The 18739-nt window shown below is 37.2% G+C and carries 17 protein-coding genes, 1 pseudogene and 1 other annotated feature; of the genes and pseudogenes, 14 read left to right on the top strand and 4 right to left on the bottom strand.

Going from position 1 to position 18739, the window contains the following annotated elements:
- Positions 1 to 362: 362 nt before the first annotated feature.
- The 4 genes from ehuA to ehuB all read right to left on the bottom strand — a co-directional run bounded on the left by ehuA (position 363) and on the right by ehuB (position 3498).
- Complete coding sequence (gene ehuA / locus KM885_RS14385; protein ID WP_060667822.1) at positions 363 to 1136, bottom strand: ectoine/hydroxyectoine ABC transporter ATP-binding protein EhuA; 774 nt, start codon at positions 1134 to 1136, stop codon at positions 363 to 365.
- A complete protein-coding gene (gene ehuD / locus KM885_RS14380) occupies positions 1136 to 1855 on the bottom strand; it encodes an ectoine/hydroxyectoine ABC transporter permease subunit EhuD (RefSeq protein ID WP_047184954.1) in 720 nt (239 codons plus the stop codon). Before ehuD ends, ehuA begins: the two co-directional genes overlap by 1 nt.
- Positions 1852 to 2520 (bottom strand): ectoine/hydroxyectoine ABC transporter permease subunit EhuC, encoded by a 669-nt coding sequence (ehuC, locus tag KM885_RS14375; protein WP_060667823.1) that lies wholly within the window; start codon positions 2518 to 2520, stop codon positions 1852 to 1854. Before ehuC ends, ehuD begins: the two co-directional genes overlap by 4 nt.
- 96 nt (positions 2521 to 2616) lie before the next feature.
- On the bottom strand, positions 2617 to 3498 hold the full coding sequence (gene ehuB / locus KM885_RS14370; RefSeq protein WP_216884179.1) for an ectoine/hydroxyectoine ABC transporter substrate-binding protein EhuB: 882 nt from the start codon (positions 3496 to 3498) through the stop codon (positions 2617 to 2619).
- Positions 3499 to 4040: 542 nt separating this feature from the next.
- Between ehuB and ytzI the strand changes: the two genes are divergently transcribed.
- From ytzI to KM885_RS14300, 14 genes and pseudogenes are all read left to right on the top strand, one after another.
- Positions 4041 to 4199, top strand: coding sequence for a YtzI protein (ytzI, locus tag KM885_RS14365; protein WP_371690292.1), 159 nt, complete (start codon positions 4041 to 4043; stop codon positions 4197 to 4199).
- Positions 4196 to 5161 (top strand): Gfo/Idh/MocA family protein, encoded by a 966-nt coding sequence (locus KM885_RS14360; RefSeq protein WP_216884178.1) that lies wholly within the window; start codon positions 4196 to 4198, stop codon positions 5159 to 5161. Before ytzI ends, KM885_RS14360 begins: the two co-directional genes overlap by 4 nt.
- 129 nt (positions 5162 to 5290) lie before the next feature.
- Positions 5291 to 6883 carry an ABC transporter substrate-binding protein gene (locus KM885_RS14355; RefSeq protein WP_216884177.1) on the top strand — a complete coding sequence of 531 codons (1593 nt, stop codon included), beginning with the start codon at positions 5291 to 5293 and terminating at the stop codon, positions 6881 to 6883.
- A 12-nt stretch (positions 6884 to 6895) separates the two neighbouring features.
- Positions 6896 to 7888, top strand: coding sequence for an ABC transporter permease (locus tag KM885_RS14350; protein ID WP_047184957.1), 993 nt, complete (start codon positions 6896 to 6898; stop codon positions 7886 to 7888).
- A 5-nt stretch (positions 7889 to 7893) separates the two neighbouring features.
- Complete coding sequence (locus KM885_RS14345; RefSeq protein WP_225344133.1) at positions 7894 to 8709, top strand: ABC transporter permease; 816 nt, start codon at positions 7894 to 7896, stop codon at positions 8707 to 8709.
- Between the two features lie 18 nt (positions 8710 to 8727).
- Positions 8728 to 10161, top strand: coding sequence for an ABC transporter ATP-binding protein (locus tag KM885_RS14340; protein WP_060667826.1), 1434 nt, complete (start codon positions 8728 to 8730; stop codon positions 10159 to 10161).
- A gap of 73 nt (positions 10162 to 10234) precedes the next feature.
- Positions 10235 to 10854 (top strand): annotated as a pseudogene (locus KM885_RS18195) (glycerol-3-phosphate acyltransferase).
- Between the two features lie 47 nt (positions 10855 to 10901).
- Positions 10902 to 11387 (top strand): DUF456 domain-containing protein, encoded by a 486-nt coding sequence (locus KM885_RS14330; protein ID WP_216884176.1) that lies wholly within the window; start codon positions 10902 to 10904, stop codon positions 11385 to 11387.
- Positions 11388 to 12077: 690 nt separating this feature from the next.
- Positions 12078 to 12302 (top strand) — a binding site (T-box leader).
- Between the two features lie 57 nt (positions 12303 to 12359).
- Complete coding sequence (proS, locus tag KM885_RS14325) at positions 12360 to 13799, top strand: proline--tRNA ligase (RefSeq protein WP_216884181.1); 1440 nt, start codon at positions 12360 to 12362, stop codon at positions 13797 to 13799.
- Between the two features lie 231 nt (positions 13800 to 14030).
- Positions 14031 to 14414, top strand: a complete 384-nt coding sequence (locus KM885_RS14320) for a hypothetical protein (RefSeq protein WP_216884175.1) — start codon at positions 14031 to 14033, stop codon at positions 14412 to 14414.
- A gap of 168 nt (positions 14415 to 14582) precedes the next feature.
- Positions 14583 to 15746, top strand: coding sequence for a M20 family metallopeptidase (locus KM885_RS14315; RefSeq protein ID WP_216884174.1), 1164 nt, complete (start codon positions 14583 to 14585; stop codon positions 15744 to 15746).
- 147 nt (positions 15747 to 15893) lie between these two features.
- Positions 15894 to 16727, top strand: a complete 834-nt coding sequence (locus KM885_RS14310; protein ID WP_047183645.1) for a basic amino acid ABC transporter substrate-binding protein — start codon at positions 15894 to 15896, stop codon at positions 16725 to 16727.
- Positions 16728 to 16754: 27 nt separating this feature from the next.
- Positions 16755 to 17414: an amino acid ABC transporter permease gene (locus KM885_RS14305; protein ID WP_047183644.1), complete on the top strand. Its 660-nt coding sequence runs from the start codon at positions 16755 to 16757 to the stop codon at positions 17412 to 17414.
- Positions 17407 to 18129, top strand: coding sequence for an amino acid ABC transporter ATP-binding protein (locus tag KM885_RS14300; protein ID WP_047183643.1), 723 nt, complete (start codon positions 17407 to 17409; stop codon positions 18127 to 18129). Before KM885_RS14305 ends, KM885_RS14300 begins: the two co-directional genes overlap by 8 nt.
- Positions 18130 to 18739 lie beyond the last annotated feature (610 nt).

Raw genomic sequence — 18739 nt, 5'->3', positions numbered from 1 at the left:
AAATATTTGGTAAGACAATGTATTAGGTGAAAATTTAGAGACACTTCAGTACTGTCTACTTGACAGAACCAGGTGCAGGTTATCAGGGACAAAATCTCCTTCTTTTTCCGAATTCGGTAACTCATTCGCCTTATGAGTGCCGGAACGCAGCTTCTTTTTCCAGATTCGGGCACTCATCCGCCTTATGAGTGCCGGAACAGGGCTTCTTTTTCCGAATTCGGTAACTCATCCGCCTTATGAGTGCCGGAACACGGATTCCTTTTCCGAATTCTGTAACTCATTCACCTTATGAGTGCCGGAACGCAGCTTCTTTTTCCAAATTCGGTAACTCATCCGTTTATGAACATCTCAACATGGATTCTTCAAACACTCCGAAAACGGTGCAAGAATGTTTGTAATCGTTCGTTTGTGGAGTGCTCGATGACTTCATTTGCGGTGCCTTGTTCTGCAATCACTCCATTATCTAAAAATAATACTTTGTCAGCAATATCTAGTGCGAAGTCCATTTCATGTGTGACGAGAACCATTGCCATATCGTCGTTGCGTGCTATATCACGAATAACTTCAAGTACTTCCCCGACTAGTTCGGGATCTAAAGCAGATGTTACTTCATCAAATAACATGATTTTTGGTCTCATCACTAATGCTCTTGCCATGGCAACACGCTGTTTTTGCCCGCCAGAAAGTTGGCTAGGATAATTGTTCAACTTGTCACCGAGTCCAACTCTTTCCAACATTTGAATTGCACGTTCGTGTACCTCACGTTTATCTTCCTTTTTTACGTGGATTGGAGCGGCCATGCAATTCTCTAAAATAGTCATATGAGGGAATAAGTTGAAATGTTGAAAGACCATTCCGATATCTCCGCGAACGTCTCTTAAATGTTTCTCATTCGCGCGAATCATTTTTCCATTCTTTGCCATTTTCCATAAATTCGTTCCATCGATAATGATGTCTCCAGAAGTTGGTTCTTCTAATGTCATTAGCATACGAATAATCGTTGTTTTCCCCGAGCCACTTGGACCAATAACGGCAATCTTTTCAGCTGGAAAAATATCTAAATCGATGCCTTTAAGAACCTTGACATCGCCGAATGCCTTATGAACATTCCTATACGTTACAATTGGTTCTGACATTACATCATCGCTCCTTTTTTCATATTTTCCAATGTTGCTTTCTTATCAAAACGTGTGTTCAATTTTATTTCTAATCTTTTAATGAGAATGGCGGACGGATAACTTAGCAATAAGAAAATGATACCAACGATAGTCAATGGTTCTAGATAGGCCCAATTTTGTGCCCCATACGTATTTGCCATTAACAGGATACCTGCGACACCGATAGTTGATGCTAATGGAACCTCTTTAAACATAATAATGAAATAGTTTCCTAGCATTGGAATGGTTGGAGGGAGTGCCTGTGGTAAGATGATTCTTCTCCATTTATCAACGGTAGAGAAATTTAGTGCCTTGGCAGCTTCCCATTGCCCTTTATCCACGCTTTCAATTCCCGAACGATAGATTTCACCGATATACGTACTAAAATGAATACCTAAGCCAATAACCGCACTTGTAAAAGGACTAAGTGTCACGCCAATTCCGGGAATCATTGGCCAAGCATAAAAAATGAAAAAAAGTTGCACAAGTGGTGGGGTAGATCTAATAAATTCCATCGTCCAAGTAATGATCCAATTTAGTGGCTTATTCGGGATTCTTCGTAAAAATGTCCAAACAAAACCAAAAAGTAATGCAAAGAAAAAACATGTAAAGGTAAGTCCTATCGTAATTCCCAAACCTTTTAGAACAATGGGGAGGGCTTCGAGGAATGTATCCCAATTCCAATAGTTGCTATTCATCCACTAGCCACCCCTTTCTTAGATATGCTTTCTCCTTTTCTAGTTAACCAGATAAGTGGGAGAGCAAGAATAAAATAGAGTACTAATACTAATAAATAGATAAGTGGTGCTTGGGATAGGTTCGTACTTCGCATTATATCACCATAATAAAGGACATCCTTTAAACCGATTAATGATACTAAGGCAGTCCCTTTTAACATTTGAATGGTGTAGTTGCCGAACTCGGGTAACATCATCCGAACGGCTTGCGGAAATATAATGAGACGCATCCGTTGGAATCTTGACATATTTAACGCAATCGCTGCTTCTGTTTGTCCTTTTGCGACAGACTGTATGGATCCGCGTACAACTTCTGATAAATAGGCACCATAGTTTAAACCAATGGCAATAACCCCTGCCCACCAATTGGAACCTAACTGAATTCCGAAGAGCATTGGTATGGCGTAATACAACCAGAATAACTGTACGATTAGAGATGTTCCGCGGAATACCTCTACATAAAATCCTGTAACTTTTCGAATGACTATATGATTAGAAAGACGGCATAAGCCAGCAATAAAAGCCATGAGATAGGCGATAAGTGCGGATGCGATCAGAACGGTAACTGTAACGCCAAGCCCTTTTAGTAGTTGTGGGAATATGTCTATTATTGCACTAATGTTCATCACTCCTTTATAAAAATAGGTGTAGAAAAAAATATAGAGTCAGGCCCCTAGGCGAGGGAACCGGACCCTATGGAGTCATCGTCTATTTTTCCTTCATTAAAATTCCCCATTGCAAACGGCTTCTGTTGTAACTTCATCAGGCACGGCATTCATTTGTGCGCTGTAACCATTTTTCTCCAGTAATTCAGTAACGGTTCCATTTTCTTTTAGTTCAGCCAGTTTTTCGTTGTATGCGTCTACTAGTTCTTGATCTTCTAGATTAAATGCAGCAGCACCATAGCTAGGCACTCCATCGATATCGGGTTGTTCAAATGTCTCAACAAATTCCAAAGCATCTGTATTAGCGGATTCTAGCGCCATTTTAACTGTCATCTCTGTTCCAGTTGTCGCATCTGCACGCCCAGATTGAACGGCAGAGAATGTAGCTGGGATATCTGGAGCCGTAGTGATTTGGTCCTCACTTACTCCTTCTGATTTTAAAAATTCAATTTCTGTAGCGCCCTCCATAACTACTACGGTTACGTCGGGATTATCTGCTATATCTTTATAGCTTTCTAAACCTAGTGGATTTCCTGCTTCCACAATTAAACCTTCTCCATATTGCATTTCTGGTTCCCCAAATAATGCATTTTTGCAACGGTCAGGGTTAATTGCCATACCAGCCGTTACGACATCAAATTGTTGTGCTTGTAAACCAGGGATAAGTTGACCGAAGTCTGCTAGTTGTGAATCCATTTCTTCAATTCCTAGTTCTTTAAAAACTGCTTCTGCGATGTCAACAGCCGCCCCTTTTAATTCATCGCCTTGTTCATAAGCGTAAGGTGGTTCATTGGCAAAACCAATCTTTACGGTTCCCTTTTCTTGAAGTTGCTCTAATTTACTTTTTCCTCCTTCCGCGCCAGCATCACCTGATCCGCCGCATGCAGCTAAAAAGATTAAACCTATTATGGTTACAAAAGTTAATAATAATTTCTTCAAGTTTAAATGTCCTCTCCTTTTAAATGAAGTATTTGTATCTATATTTCTAATTAAGAAAAATAATTCAGTTGAAACTTTTACCACTGGATCCATGGTAAGAAAGAAGTTAAGATAGTGAAAAAATGTCAAGAAACTGGGTGAAATTCTGGGGAACTGTAAAAAAGTAAATTTCTATTATAATGATAGAGGTGTTCATAAATGGATTCAAATCCAGTATTTTCTGAAAATAAAGGATTATCCGTGAATGCTTTTTATTAAACGAGTACAAATGATGTATCCAAAGATATCCGAGCGAATCATCTACTATTCTCTTAAATACTAAAAATTTGTTAGGGAACCCCTTATTTGAAAAGGAAAGAATGGTATAATAAAGAAGGCTTCTATCAGTTGGGGGTTTCTTTCATTCGCCACTGATGGTTACCTTTACGGGCAGTTGATTTCCCACCTACCTTCTAGAAGCTTGAGGTGGAAGTCTTACTGCCTGTTTAGGTGGGGTAAATATTTAGCAGAGAACTACTTCTAAGAAGAATTGGGGGATGAAAGTGAGTACATTAACACTCATTACTATCGTGTCTGTCTTTATTGTCATCCTTATTTTAGTATTAGTCATTGTACAAATTAATAAGGGATATGAATATCAACATACGATTGACCCACACCCAGATGAAACTAAACAAGATGAAGAGAGGGATAATGCTTGATTTCTTATTCTACAATTGGGACAAGTTGGATTACCGAATCATTTATTGAAGCAGTTAACCTAACTGGAAAAGCAGTGCTTTCTTCGGTTTACTCTAGAACAGAGGACGGAGCTAAGTCTTTTGCAACAAAAAATGGAGCAGACCGTTGGTATACTGAATTAGATGAGATGTTAAAGGAAAATACCGATTTTGTTTATATTGCTTCTCCAAATACATTACACGTTGAACACATTATTAAAGTGATAAAGGCAAAAAAACATGTTTTTTGTGAAAAACCAATGGCATTAACTGAAGAACAGCTCCAAATCATTTCAGGATTAGCTGAAGAAGAAAATGTATTTGTATTTGAAGGATACCGACATTTATACTCTCCTAATTATGAAATATTTAAAAATACGGTAGAAAAAATTGGAGCGGTTCGTAGTTGTGTTCTTCATTTCAATCAATACTCTTCCCGTTATGATGCATTAAAAGAGGGCAAGAAACCAAATGTATTTTCAAAAGAGTTTGCTGGGGGAGCTCTTACGGATTTAGGTGTTTACCCATTAAGTATGGCAATTGATATGTTCGGTGAGCCTAGTAATCTGGATTATTACCCAGTCATGTTGGATAACGGGGTGGATGGTAGTGGTACCCTAGTTTTAGATTATAGGAGTTTCGTTGTGACTATCCTTTGCTCCAAAATAACTCAAGCAATCATGCCTTCTGAAATACAAGGGGAGGAAGGAACGATTACGATTGATCACATTGCTCCTATTAGAAAAATTTCTTACTATGATCGTAAAAATAAACAAATGAACGAGCTTGCTATTGAACAGGCAGAGCAAGACATGGTTTATGAGGCGGAGGCATTTATTCAAATGATCTCAGAAAGCAATGATACTACGTATAAACAAGCATTGGAAAGAAGTAAAATAGTAGTTAAGGCGTTGGAAGCTGCTAGACTTAAACTCAATCCATAATACATATGAGATGTCTGTTAGAAAAGAAATGACAGACATCTTTTTTTGGTAATATAACATTTACTTGGAGGTTGTAAAATAGTAAAATAAACTGTACGGAAAGACAAGCTTTAATAAGGAGACTATGAAATGAAAAAATTATCATTTATTGTTTTATTTATTGCAATGATAAGCTTAGTTGCTTGCTCTAATACGGAGACTGAAAAAAGTGAGGATGCTAATAAACAAAGTGACGAGTTAATTCTTGCGGTTGGAAGTGAGCCGGAAGAAGGATTTGACCCCACTACAGGATGGGGGAGATATGGCTCGCCTTTATTTCAAAGTACATTACTTCGATATGACAAAAACTTTGAAATTCAAAATGATCTCGCTGAGGATTATCAAGTGAGCGATGATGGACTTACATGGACGGTGGAAATTCGCCAAGACGTTCAGTTTTCTGATGGGGAACAGTTGGACGCGGATGATGTTGTGTTTACTTTTCAACAAACCAAAGGAAGTGGTTCGGTTGTGGATTTAAGTAATGTAAAAGGCATAGAAGCGGTTGATGATTACACGGTTCGCTTTCATTTAGAGAAGCCAGATTCAACCTTTATCAATTTACTTGTAACAACTGGAATTGTTCCAGAACATGCCTATGATGAAAATTATCGGGAACACCCTATAGGTTCAGGACCATATCAACTCGTTCAGTGGGATAAAGGTCAACAAATTATAGTAGAACGAAATCCACACTATTATGGAAAAGAACCATACTTTAAAAAATTAACGTTTCTTTTCCTATCTGAAGATGCGGGATATGCTGCTGCAAAGGCTGGAGAAGTAGATGTCGTTTCCATTCCTTCCAGCTTTGCGAACGAAAAAGTGCCAGGTATGAAATTAATCCAACTAGAATCTGTTGATAATCGAGGAGTTATGTTCCCATTTGTCCCTAGTGGGGATATGACAGAGGATGGGTTTCCGATTGGAAATGATGTAACAGCAGATATTTCTATTCGAAAAGCCATAAACGTTGGAGTGGATAGAAAGGCCTTGGTAGACGGGGTATTGGATGGATATGGAACACCAGCTTATTCCGTTGCCGATCGATTACCGTGGTGGAATCCGGATTCGGTGATAGAGGATCATGATATCGAACAGGCAAAGGAAATTCTAGACGAAGGTGGCTGGAAGGAAACGGATGAAGGTGTCAGAGTGAAAGATGGTAAGGAAGCCGCTTTTACGTTATTTTATCCTGCAGATGATCAAAATCGTCAGTCTCTATCCATGGCTTTCGCTGAAATGATGAAACCATTAGGAATTTCCGTTACGACAGAGGGAAAAAGCTGGAATGAATTAGAACAATTAATGTATTCTGAGCCTATCATGATGGGCTGGGGTAGTCATGATCCGCTTGAAATGTATAACTTGTACAGTAGTAAAACACGAGGAATAGGTTATTATAATACGAATTATTATTCGAATGAAGTTGTTGATCAATATATGGAACAAGCGTTACGGGCAACATCAACAGAAGAAGCGAATGAGTATTGGAAGAAAGCACAATGGGATGGAAAAGAAGGCTTCTCAGCAAAAGGGGATGCGCCATGGGCATGGCTTGTTAACCTGCAACATTTGTATTTAATCGATGAAAATCTAGAAATTGGGGAACAAAAGATTCAACCACATGGACATGGGTGGCCAATTACAGACTTTATTGAAGACTGGCATTGGAAGGAGTAGGAGAGGCTGAGTTTGAATTTAAAACGTGTATTTAAGTTTATTTTGAGTAAGGCAGTAAAACTATTAAGTTTACTTTTTGCAGTTAGTGTTATTTCTTTTACATTAGTGGCAATTTCACCAATTGATCCTATTCAGTCCTATGTAGGTGCGGATATAACGAGGGTGAGTCCGGAACAAAGAGAAGAGATTGCTGAATATTGGGGCCTGAATGAATCTAGAATATTGCAATTTATGAATTGGGGAAGTGCGGTCATCCAAGGGGATCTTGGGACTTCCTTAATCTATCGGGCCCCTGTAATCGATATTATCTTGGAGCGTTTTCTAGCCTCATTAGGATTAATGGGGCTAGCTTGGCTATTATCAGGGGTTATCGGTTTTTTACTAGGTGTCGTTGCGGCGGTTAAGCAAGGGACAATCATAGATCGGTTCATTAAAACTTATTGCTATACATTAGCTTCCACGCCCACTTTTTGGTTAGGTTTATTATTATTAACTGTTTTTTCAGTATGGCTCGGTTGGTTCCCAATTGGTCTAGGCACTCCAGCTGGTGTATTGGCAGAAGATGTATTTATACTAGATAAGTTCAAGCATTTATTATTGCCAGTTTTAACATTAAGTATTATCGGGGTATCCAACATTGCGCTTCATACTAGGGAAAAGCTAGTAGAAGTATTACAAAGTGAATATATCCTTTATGCGAAGGCTAAAGGAAAAAAAGGCTATCAACTTGCTTATCAACATGGCTTACGTAATATCGCCTTGCCTGCTATTTCTATTCATTTTTCATCTTTCGGGGAAATTTTTGGCGGATCTGTTATTGCGGAGCAAGTATTTTCCTATCCAGGTCTTGGGCAAGCAGTTGTACAAGCTGGTCTTGGTGGAGATGTTCCTTTATTATTAGGTATTGTATTATTTAGTTCGGTATTTGTATTTATCGGAAACTTACTTGCCGATATTCTTTACAAAGTAATTGACCCCCGTATAAGAAAGGGGGACCTTCATTGAATCGGATAAATATAAGAAGAAAAACAATGATAAAAATAGCCGTTTCGGTTCTTTTCCTTTTAGCCATTATCAGTTCCGGAATGTCGATAACGGATGAGGAACTTCTTATCCATATGGAAGGGAAAAATGAGGCACCATCCTGGAATCATATATTTGGTACGGATTGGTTAGGGCGTGACATGCTAGCAAGAACCTTAAAGGGCTTAACGTTAAGTATTGGAGTAGGTATAGTAGCCGCATTAACGAGTTCCATTCTTGCTTTATTTTTTAGTTTATTAGCTTCGTGGAATAGAATGTGGGATCGGTTTGTCACATGGTTAATAGATCTATTTTTAAGTGTCCCCCATATAGTCGTTTTAATATTAATTTCCTTCGCCGCGGGTGGGGGTTTTTATGGTGTGGTGATTGGTTTAGCACTCACTCATTGGCCTAGTATAACAAGGATCTTGCGTGCAGAAATCTTACAAATAAAAACAGCTGAATATGTTAACATTTCCATGAAATTAGGAAAAAGCAAATTATGGATTGCTAGAAATCATTTTTTTCCACATGTATTCCCGCAATTGTTTATAGGTTTCTTGTTAATCTTTCCACATGCCATTCTCCATGAAGCTGCCATAACCTTTCTAGGCTTTGGATTATCACCTGAACAACCAGCAATAGGTATTATATTATCAGAGTCTATGCGTTATCTTTCGGTAGGTATGTGGTGGCTTGCCTTTTTCCCGGGACTAGCTCTATTAGTTATGGTAAGCCTATTTGATATGTTAGGGAAAAATGTGAAACGATTTATCGATCCCTTTGATGGGATGAAGTCTTAGTGCAAGGAGGGGAAATGGATGGAAAACCCGCAACCTCCATTATTAGAAGTGAAGAATTTTTCATTAGCGTTTCGAACCTTTAAAAAAGGGTTAGTAGAAACAGAGATGAAAGTGATTAAAAACCTTAACATGACGATAAATGAAGGAGAAATTGTTGCAGTCGTTGGTGCTAGTGGTTCCGGGAAAAGCTTATTGGCCAGTGCGATTCTTGGTATCTTACCAAAGCATGCATTAACGGACGGAGAAATTATTTATAAAGGCAACAAATTGAGAGAGGAATATAGGGGGAAGGAAATTTCATATATCCCCCAATCTACTCAAGCTTTGAATCCTTTAATGAAAGTTGGAAAACAGGTTCAAGAGGTTATACAGAATCAAGATAAAAAGCTTGTTCAACAAAAGGTTTTTACTCAAGTAGGTCTTTCAAGTGAGGTTTCTGATAAATATCCATTTGAATTATCTGGTGGGATGGCAAGAAGAATTTTAGCGGCTACGGCTATCGTTAGCCCGGCAAAATTGATTATTGCTGATGAGCCAACACCGGGACTTGATCCACAAACCCTAGACGAACTTACCTCTCTTCTTAAACAGCTATCCCAAAAAGGGAAAGGTATCATGTTCATTACTCATGATATTGATACGGCATTAAAATTGGCAAATAAGGTAGTTGTTTTCCGTGATGGTGAAACAGTTGAAATAGCTAAGGTTGAGGATTTCTCGGGAAAAGGGGAAATGCTACAACATCCATTTACAAAGGAGTTGTGGAATGCACTTCCGCGAAATGATTTTTTTGTTAAGGAAAAGGAGATTATTCCAATAACGAACGAATCATCGAAACTTGAGGTGGAAGGAATTAGCTTTAAATATGGGAATGGAGATTATTTATTTAAGGACCTTCATCTAACCATTCACCCTGGTGAAATCGTTGGTTTGCATGGATATAGCGGGTCAGGAAAAACAACGATGGCTAAAATCATTGCCGGTTATATGAAGCCTGAAAGTGGTAGGGTATTGCTTGGCGGTAAGCAAATTAAAAATAGGGGAATACATCCTGTTCAGTTTATTTGGCAACATCCGGAGAAGTCCATCAATCCAAGATGGAAAATGCAAAAAATATGGATGGAAAGTAATATGGATCGTAAAGTATTAGATGAACTTGGAATAAAAGAAGAGTGGTTATCCCGTTGGCCAAGTGAATTGTCAGGAGGAGAGCTACAACGATTTTGTATAGCAAGAGCATTTCAAGACGAGACTAAATTCATTATAGCCGATGAAATTACGACAATGCTTGATGCCATTACACAAGCGCATTTGTGGAAAATGTTACATCGTGTTGCGAAGGAGCGGAATATTGGTGTCCTTGCGATAAGTCATGATTCCTATTTATTGCAGCGTATAAGCGACCGTATGATAGACTTCCAGGATTTTCAAGGCGCCCAATTTCAAAAATGACTCAAACTTTTGAACCCAATAGGGCATTTTTTTAATATAATAGAAATAAGTAATCGTACAGGGGAAGAATCATATGTATTTTCTAATCTCAACTTTGATTGGATACTTATTCGGTTGCCTAAATGGTTCACAGCTTGTTGCTAAACGAAAACAGATAGATATTAAAAAATTAGGGAGTAAGAATGCAGGCGCCTCTAACACTACGATGTTGTTAGGGTGGAAATATGGTATATTCGTTGCTCTCGTAGATATTTTTAAAGCAACCTTGGCAATTTTATTAATGGTATCCTTCTTGGAATATAATGGAGTAATGGATGAATATCAGATTATACTACTATATAATACTGCCTTTTTTGTTATTTTAGGTCATAACTATCCAATAACAATGAATTTCAAAGGTGGAAAAGGTACAGCCTCTATTATAGGTGCTTTTTAGCAATCGATTTTAGAATTGCAATTATTGGGGTTATTATATTACTACTAGTAACATTTACAACGGATTATGCTGTATTCGGAATTCTGAGTATGTATGTAGCTTATTTTATAGAGACATACATGGTTTAAGGTACTGATCCAGCAACAATTGTTTTAGTACTTATTCTAATGGGTATGATGAAACATTGGGAAAATCTAAGACGTTTTATGAATAAGGAAGAGATTAAACTTTCCAGTATATATCGGAAAACTTCTTAACAAATGGTTCTAGGCCTTATTCAAATTTCTTTTTGGAGGAAGCATATATGTTAGATTGGATGGTCTGGATTGTCATTATTGTGTTGTTCATATTGAGTTTTGCCGGAATCATTTATCCAATCATTCCGTCAGTCCTTGTCATTTGGGTTGGTTTTTTGCTTTATCAGTTTATCATCAACCCAGATGAACTCACGATTGTTTTCTGGATAATAATGGCTGTCTTTACTCTGTTTTTATTTTTAGCAGATATATTAGCAAATAGTTATTTTGTGAAAAAATATGGTGGCAGTAAATGGGGAGAACGAGGTGCGGCAGTAGCGGTTATTGTTGGATCGTTTATTATCCCACCTTTCGGGATCCTTATTGTTCCATTTATTACTGTATTTGTCATTGAGTTATTACAACAAAGGCCTCCTAAGGATGCAATCAAGGCATCAATCGGTTCATTACTTGGCTTTTTAGGCGGATCTATTGCCAAAGTAATGATTCAGCTCATCATGATCATTTGGTTTTTTATTGTTATTATATTTTGAGGATGGGGTTTTTGGCAAATTGTTACTAAGTCATTTGTATCCTTTAATAATTCGCTGATTTTTGATATAATTGTATTCATGAAAAGGCCTCTTTCTAATGTATTTGCCGGCTAAGCATACATTTATGATAGAGCGCCTTTTCTTTTTTTTCTAGAATTTTGTTTCAAATCCGCGAGAACTATTTTACACATAGCACTTGACGTGGGTCCATCACAAAGGATAACGAGAAAGTGAAGAAAATCCTGTTTTATCAACTAAAATTATATAGGATTTTCTTCACCAAAAAATAAACAGTTTTAAAATTCAGTTACTCGGTCTTTTAAGTTTGAATAGAAAGGCTATTTCTCTACCTTCCTATTTATAAAACTATATATTCCCCAATACACTAAAGGGAAAATAGTTATGATGAGAAAGGCTGTTTGATTACTAATATACTTTGAAAAAATATATAGGAAGACCATTATTATTAAAAAAATTATATATACCGTTTTTCCAGATAATCTACTTTTCATAAAAAACCACCGTTCTTCAAATTAAATACCTGCAAATACTCTTTTACTGACTTTATTATTACACTAGATTAAGTAACGAGTAAAGATCTAAACTAATAAGGGAATCGATCATACTACTTTTCATCCCTCCATCTTGACTTTCTATTTTCATCCATATATATTTAAAGATATTGAATAGATAAAAACGTTTGAAGAGGATTAGTATAATTTTATTGTCTTTTAAGAGAGGAAATGGATGGTGCGAATTTCTAAAGACATGAATTAGAACCTACCTTTTTAGTTCGCTGTCGAAAAGGCTTTTTGCTGTAAGATGGCGCGGTTCATAACCGTTACGAAGGAAAAGTGTGCAAGTGGGAATTCCTCTTGCAAACAAGGGTGGTAACGCCAAACCTCGGTCCCTTTATCGGATGGGGGTTTTTTTGTGTATGATAAGCAAGAATATATTAAAGAGGTGTTTACTTTGGGAAAGAAAAATAAACAGTTTGTCGAAAAAATCACAGCAATGGAAGATGACTTTGCACAGTGGTACACAGATGTTGTGAAACAAGCAGAATTAGTGGACTATGGTTTAGTTCGTGGAACGATGATTATTAAACCTTATGGATATGCCATTTGGGAAAATATTAAAGATCAATTAGATAAAAGGATTAAAGAAACAGGCCATTCAAACGTGGCTTTCCCAGTGTTTATTCCAGAAAGCCTACTTCAAAAGGAAAAGGACCATGTAGAAGGATTTGCTCCTGAAGTTGCTTGGATTACACATGGTGGAGAAGAAGAACTTCAAGAACGTTTGGCATTCCGTCCGACTTCTGAGGTTTTATTCTGTGACTACTATTCCAAAAATATTCATTCCTATCGTGACCTACCAATGTTATACAATCAATGGGCGAATGTTGTACGATGGGAAAAAACAACAAGACCGTTTCTACGTTCTTCAGAGTTCCAGTGGCAAGAAGGGCATACTGCTCATGCAACTGATGAAGATGCTTCACAAGAAACAAATCGTATGTTAGAAGTATATGCAGACTTAGTGGAAGAATATCTAGCTATTCCTGTACTAAAAGGTAGAAAAACAGATAAGGAAAAATTCGCTGGTGCTAATTATACACTAACCATCGAAAGTTTAATGCATGATGGAAAAGCTCTACAATCTGCAACTTCCCACCATTTCGGTTCTGGCTTTGCAGAAGCTTTTGATATTACGTACTTAGATGAAAATGGAGAAAGCCAATATGTTCATCAAACATCTTGGGGACTTTCTACACGAATTATGGGTGCGTTGATTATGGTGCATGGTGATAATCGTGGATTAGTTGTACCTCCAAAAGTTGCACCTACACAAGCGATGATTGTTCCTATCGCTCAACATAAAGAAGGTGTACTAGATAAAGCTTATGCGCTACGTGATCAATTAAAAGATTTAGTCCGTGTCGATATTGATGCAAGTGATAAAATGCCAGGATGGAAATTCAATGAATATGAAATGAAAGGAATTCCTGTACGTATTGAGATGGGACCGAAAGATATTGAGAAAGGACAAGTTGTTCTTGTTCGTCGAGATACGGGAGAAAAAGAATTCGTGGCACTTACAGAATTAGAAGAACGCTTGCCTCAATTACTAGAAGAAATTCAAACCAACCTATATAATAAAGCACTTGAACATCGTAATGAGATGACAACAACTGCTACGAATATGGATGAATTTAAACAAACACTTGATCAAAAGGGCGGCTTCATCAAAGCAATGTGGTGTGGAGACCTTGCATGCGAAGAAAAGATAAAAGAAGAAACAACAGCAACTTCACGTTGTATTCCATTTGAGCAAGAAAAAGTAGCAGATACATGCGTTTGCTGTGGTAAAGAAGCAAAAGAAATGGTTTATTGGGCAAAAGCTTATTAATTAGTAGAAAAGGCGTCGATGATTCGGCGTCTTTTTTTCTTTGAAGTATAAAAAATTAGCTTATTAAATATTGTCATAGGGTGGGCCACGTCCGGTTCCAGCGCCCAGCGAGACTTCCTTCACCTCCCCTTACGCAATATTTGTCTCGGAGTAATTTTCTGAAAGGATTATAATTATATTGCAATTATGATAATATAATTGTTGTGTAAAAATTAAGAAAGTAGGTGTTATATGAATAAAAAAATAGTATTCTTTGGCATTAATATGTTGTTAGTTCTCTCTTTTCTTGTTGCTTGTAATAATGATGATAATGAAATAACTATTTCGAGTAAACCACCTACTGCTCTAGAAGTCTTAAGAGATGACCCAGGTGCTGATATATTTCAGATGAAAGGTATAACTTATAAAACGGGTATTGAATGGGTAAATGATGTTAAAGTCACCAAAGATAAAGAAATTGGTGTAATCAAAGAGACCTCAAAAAGTAATTTTAAAGATGGGACCGCATCAAAACTATCACCAAACACTAAAATTTTTTCGACAAACGAAGAAGATATATTAATAGTAGAGGAAAATGAAGTGGTAAAAAAATATGTAGCTTTATCTGAAGGCTGATAACTCCCTGTTTAACAGCAGGGAGTTTTTACTAATTAATTAAGCTTAAAAAAACAAAAAACCCTTGCGCATGTTGTTCAATCATGGTATAACTAAAATAGTTAATAAATATACACTAATACTTATAAATATACAACTATTATACAAACTATTGGAGTGATAAACGCCATGAAGGAACAATTGTCTAGCCATTTAGAGCAAATTAAAGAACAACTTTGGGAAATGAATAAGAACTTATATGAAAATCCTGAATTAGGCGATCAAGAATTTGAATCTATGAAACTACATACGAATTTTTTAAAAGAGCATCAATTTGAAATAGAAATAGGAACCGTTAATCGACCAACTGCATTTAAGGCTACCTATAAAAGTGGTAAGCCAGGTCCAACGATTGCTTATTTAGCGGAGTATGATGCATTACCTGAAGTTGGACATGCTTGTGGGCATAACTTAATCGGGACAATGAGCGTTGGTGCTGGAATTGCCTTGAGTAAAGTATTACATGAAATTGGTGGGAATGTTGTTGTATTAGGAACTCCTGCAGAAGAAACGAACGGTGCAAAAGTTCCTATGAGTCAACAAGGAGTTTTTGATGATACGGATGTAGCAATGATCCTCCATCCAAGTGACCAATCTTACATGAGTGGAAAGTCTTTAGCAATGGACGCGATTCAGTATGCGTTCACTGGAAAATCAGCACATGCAGCTGCATCCCCAGAAGAAGGTATTAATGCTTTAGATAGCGTCATACAATTATTTAATGGAATTAATGCATTAAGGCAACATGTCCAATCAGATGTACGTATTCATGGTGTGATATCTGAAGGAGGAAAAGCTGCTAATGTTGTTCCAGATTATGCAGTTGCCCAATTTTATATCAGAGCGAATAATCGTAAATACTTAAATGAAGTTGTAGAAAAAGTAAAACATATTGCTGAAGGTGCTGCATTAATGACAGGTGCCACTTTAGAAATCTCAAATTATGAATTAAGTTACGATAATATGGTAACGAATCATACACTTTCAGAAGCCTTTAATCAAAACTTGAAGCAAACTAGCACATTACCACTAAATAAAGATAAATCTGGTTTAGGATCGATTGATATGGGAAATGTTAGTCAAGTTGTACCGGCGATTCACCCATATATTGGAATGAACAAACCGGGATTAGTACATCATACGAAAGAGTTTGCTGATCAAACCATAACTGAAGATGGATATACAACATTAGTAAGTGGCGCATTAGCTCTAGCGCAAACTGGGTATGATGTCATTTCTAGTGAAGAACTTTTACAAGCTATAAAGGAAGAGTTCAAAAACAACAGTCTATAAAAGGATGTTTAATAAGTCCGGTGAAAATGACACTTTAATGTTTCTAGTTGGCAATAGTGCTAGTGTCGGCGTTGCGATAGGACGTTGTGAATTTAGCCGATCTCGGTTCTTTTTGAACAGACATGATAAAGAAAAGGGGAGAATCAAATGAAATCTACATTTTTTAAAATTTTAGTTATGGCATTCATCATTGGAGTGCTGGCAGCATGTGGAGCAGGTGATCCGGAAGCTGAGAAAACTCCTGATAATAATACAGGAGATACAGCAACGGATAGCCAAGAAGGTGAAAAGGCTGAAAAAGCAGATGGAAAAGTATTAAAAATGGCTACTTCCGCTGACTTTCCTCCGTTTGAATCTTATGATAAAGAAGGAAACTTTGTTGGTTTTGATATTGAGGTAGCTCAAGCTATCGCGGATGAATTAGGGTATGAGTTGGAAATTCAAGATATGAGTTTTGATGGGTTGATTGGGGCATTGCAATCTGGTCGTGTGGATATGGTAATGTCTGGTATGAGTGCTACCGAAGAACGTAAACAAAACGTGGATTTCTCTGAACCGTATCATCGATCAGGTGAAATGTTTATAATGAAGAAAGATGCTGATATCAATAGCTTAGAAGACCTTAAGGGGCTTACTGTTGGGGTTCAATTGGGTACCATTCAAGAAGAAGGTGCGGATGAACTAAGTAGTAAGTATGGCTTTGAGGTGAAGAAAGTAGATAAAGCTGCATTATTAATTCAAGAGTTAAATTCAAACCGTATTGATGTTGGTTATTTGGATAAAACAGTTGCAGAAGGTTTTATCGCGGAACAGGGACTAGAAGGTTTTGATGATCCGACAACAAGTTCACCAGGAATGGGCATTGCATTTCCTAAAGGAAGTGAACTTACAGAGGAAATTAACGGTGCATTAGAAAAACTGATTGAAAATGGTACGATTGCTGAATTAGAAAAGAAATGGGATCTAACTAACGCAGAATAAACAGCAAAGAAAGCGAGGTGTTAGGGCATGAATTTGGATTTTAGCCAAATCGTGCCTTATACTCCTTTTATGTTAAAAGGAATATGGGCTACTTTAGAATTCGTTATTTTTTCCATTATAATTGGTTTAGTATTAGGGACACTTCTTGCGCTTTGTAAGATTACAAAGGTTTCCTTCTTAAAATGGATAGCAAATGCATATACATCCATATTTCGTGGAACTCCCCTAATTCTACAATTAATGATTATCTATTATGCAATTCCACAATTAACAGGCTATGATATTCCGATATTTTTATCAGCTGTTTTAACATTTGGATTAAATTCAGCGGCATATGTATCTGAAATTATTCGTGCGGGAATTATGGCTGTTGATAAAGGTCAAATGGAAGCTGCAGAGGCATTGGGAGTGCCATATAGACCGATGATGTTAAATATTATTTTGCCACAAGCCATTAAAAATATCTTGCCGGCCTTATTAAATGAATTCATCACATTAACAAAGGAATCTGCTATTGTATCTACTATAGGTTATTTAGATTTAATGCGTCGTGCCCAAATTGTCGGTGCAGATATTTATCGTAATTTTGAACCGTTATTGTTGGCAGGGGCCATTTATTGGATTATGGTATTTATATTAACGAAAATTGGCCAAGCTATCGAACGGAGGTTAAGACAAGGTGATTAAGGCTAAAGAAATAAGCAAGGTATTTGGAAATAATACAGTATTGAAGAATATTTCTACTACGATTAATACGGGAGAAGTAGTGGCAGTTATAGGACCATCAGGATCTGGTAAATCTACTTTTTTAAGATGTCTGAATTTATTAGAAGAACCAACATCAGGGGAAATTTATTTAAATGATAAAAAAATTACGGATAAAAAGGTAGATAAATTAGTCGTTAGAAAAAATATTGGAATGGTATTTCAGCATTTCCACTTATTCCCGCATATGACCGTATTAGATAACGTTACGTATGCTCCACAAAAGGTAAAAGGTCTTTCCAAATCGGAAGCACAAAAAATTGCAAAAGAGTTACTGGCGAAAGTCGGATTAACAGACAAAGAAAATGCCTATCCGAATAGACTTTCTGGGGGACAAAAACAACGTGTAGCCATTGCGCGTGCACTTGCCATGGAACCAGAAATTATGTTGTTTGATGAGCCAACTTCTGCACTTGATCCGGAAATGGTTAAAGAAGTATTAGATGTTATGAAGGATTTAGCAGGTACAGGAATGACGATGGTCATTGTGACGCATGAAATGAATTTTGCTAAAGAGGTTGCGGATAGAGTACTGTTTTTAGATGATGGGGTTCTACTGGAAGAGGGAGACCCAAAAGAATTCTTTAAGCAACCAAAAACAGAACGGGCGAGGGACTTTTTGGATAAGGTTCTATAATTTTGGAGATGTGCATTAAAGGTTGGGTGTAGTCGCCTTTAATATACATCTTTTTTATTTAGTAGGTTCAATGTGATCATTTGATATTCGTGGAAGTGAATTAGTTACTCATTTGGATTATGAGTGCCCGAACAGGATTTCTTTTCAGTATACGGTAACTCATTCGACTTATGAGTGCCCGAACGAGGAATTCCTTTCAGTATACGGTAACTCATTCGACTTATGAGTGCCCGAACGAGGAATTCTTTTCAGTATTTGGTAACTCATTCGGCTTATGAGTGCCCGAACGAGGAATTCCTTTCAGTATACGGTAACTCATTCGACTTATGAGTGCCCGAACGAGGAATTCCTTTCAGTATACGGTAACTCATTCGACTTATGAGTGCCCGAACGAGGAATTCCTTTCAGTATACAGTAACTCATTCGACTTATGAGTGCCCGAACGAGGAATTCTTTTCAGTATTTGGTAACTCATTCGGCTTATGAGTGCCCGAACGAGGAATTCCTTTCAGTATACGGTAACTCATTCGACTTATGAGTGCCCGAACGAGGAATTCCTTTCAGTATACGGTAACTCATTCGACTTATGAGTGCCCGAACGAGGAATTCC

The sequence above is a fragment of the Oceanobacillus caeni genome (genome assembly GCF_019037185.1).
Classification (GTDB): Bacteria; Bacillota; Bacilli; order Bacillales; family Amphibacillaceae; genus Oceanobacillus; species Oceanobacillus caeni.
The sequence above is the reverse complement of the archived record's forward strand: the minus strand, read 5'-3'. Positions and strand labels throughout refer to the sequence as shown.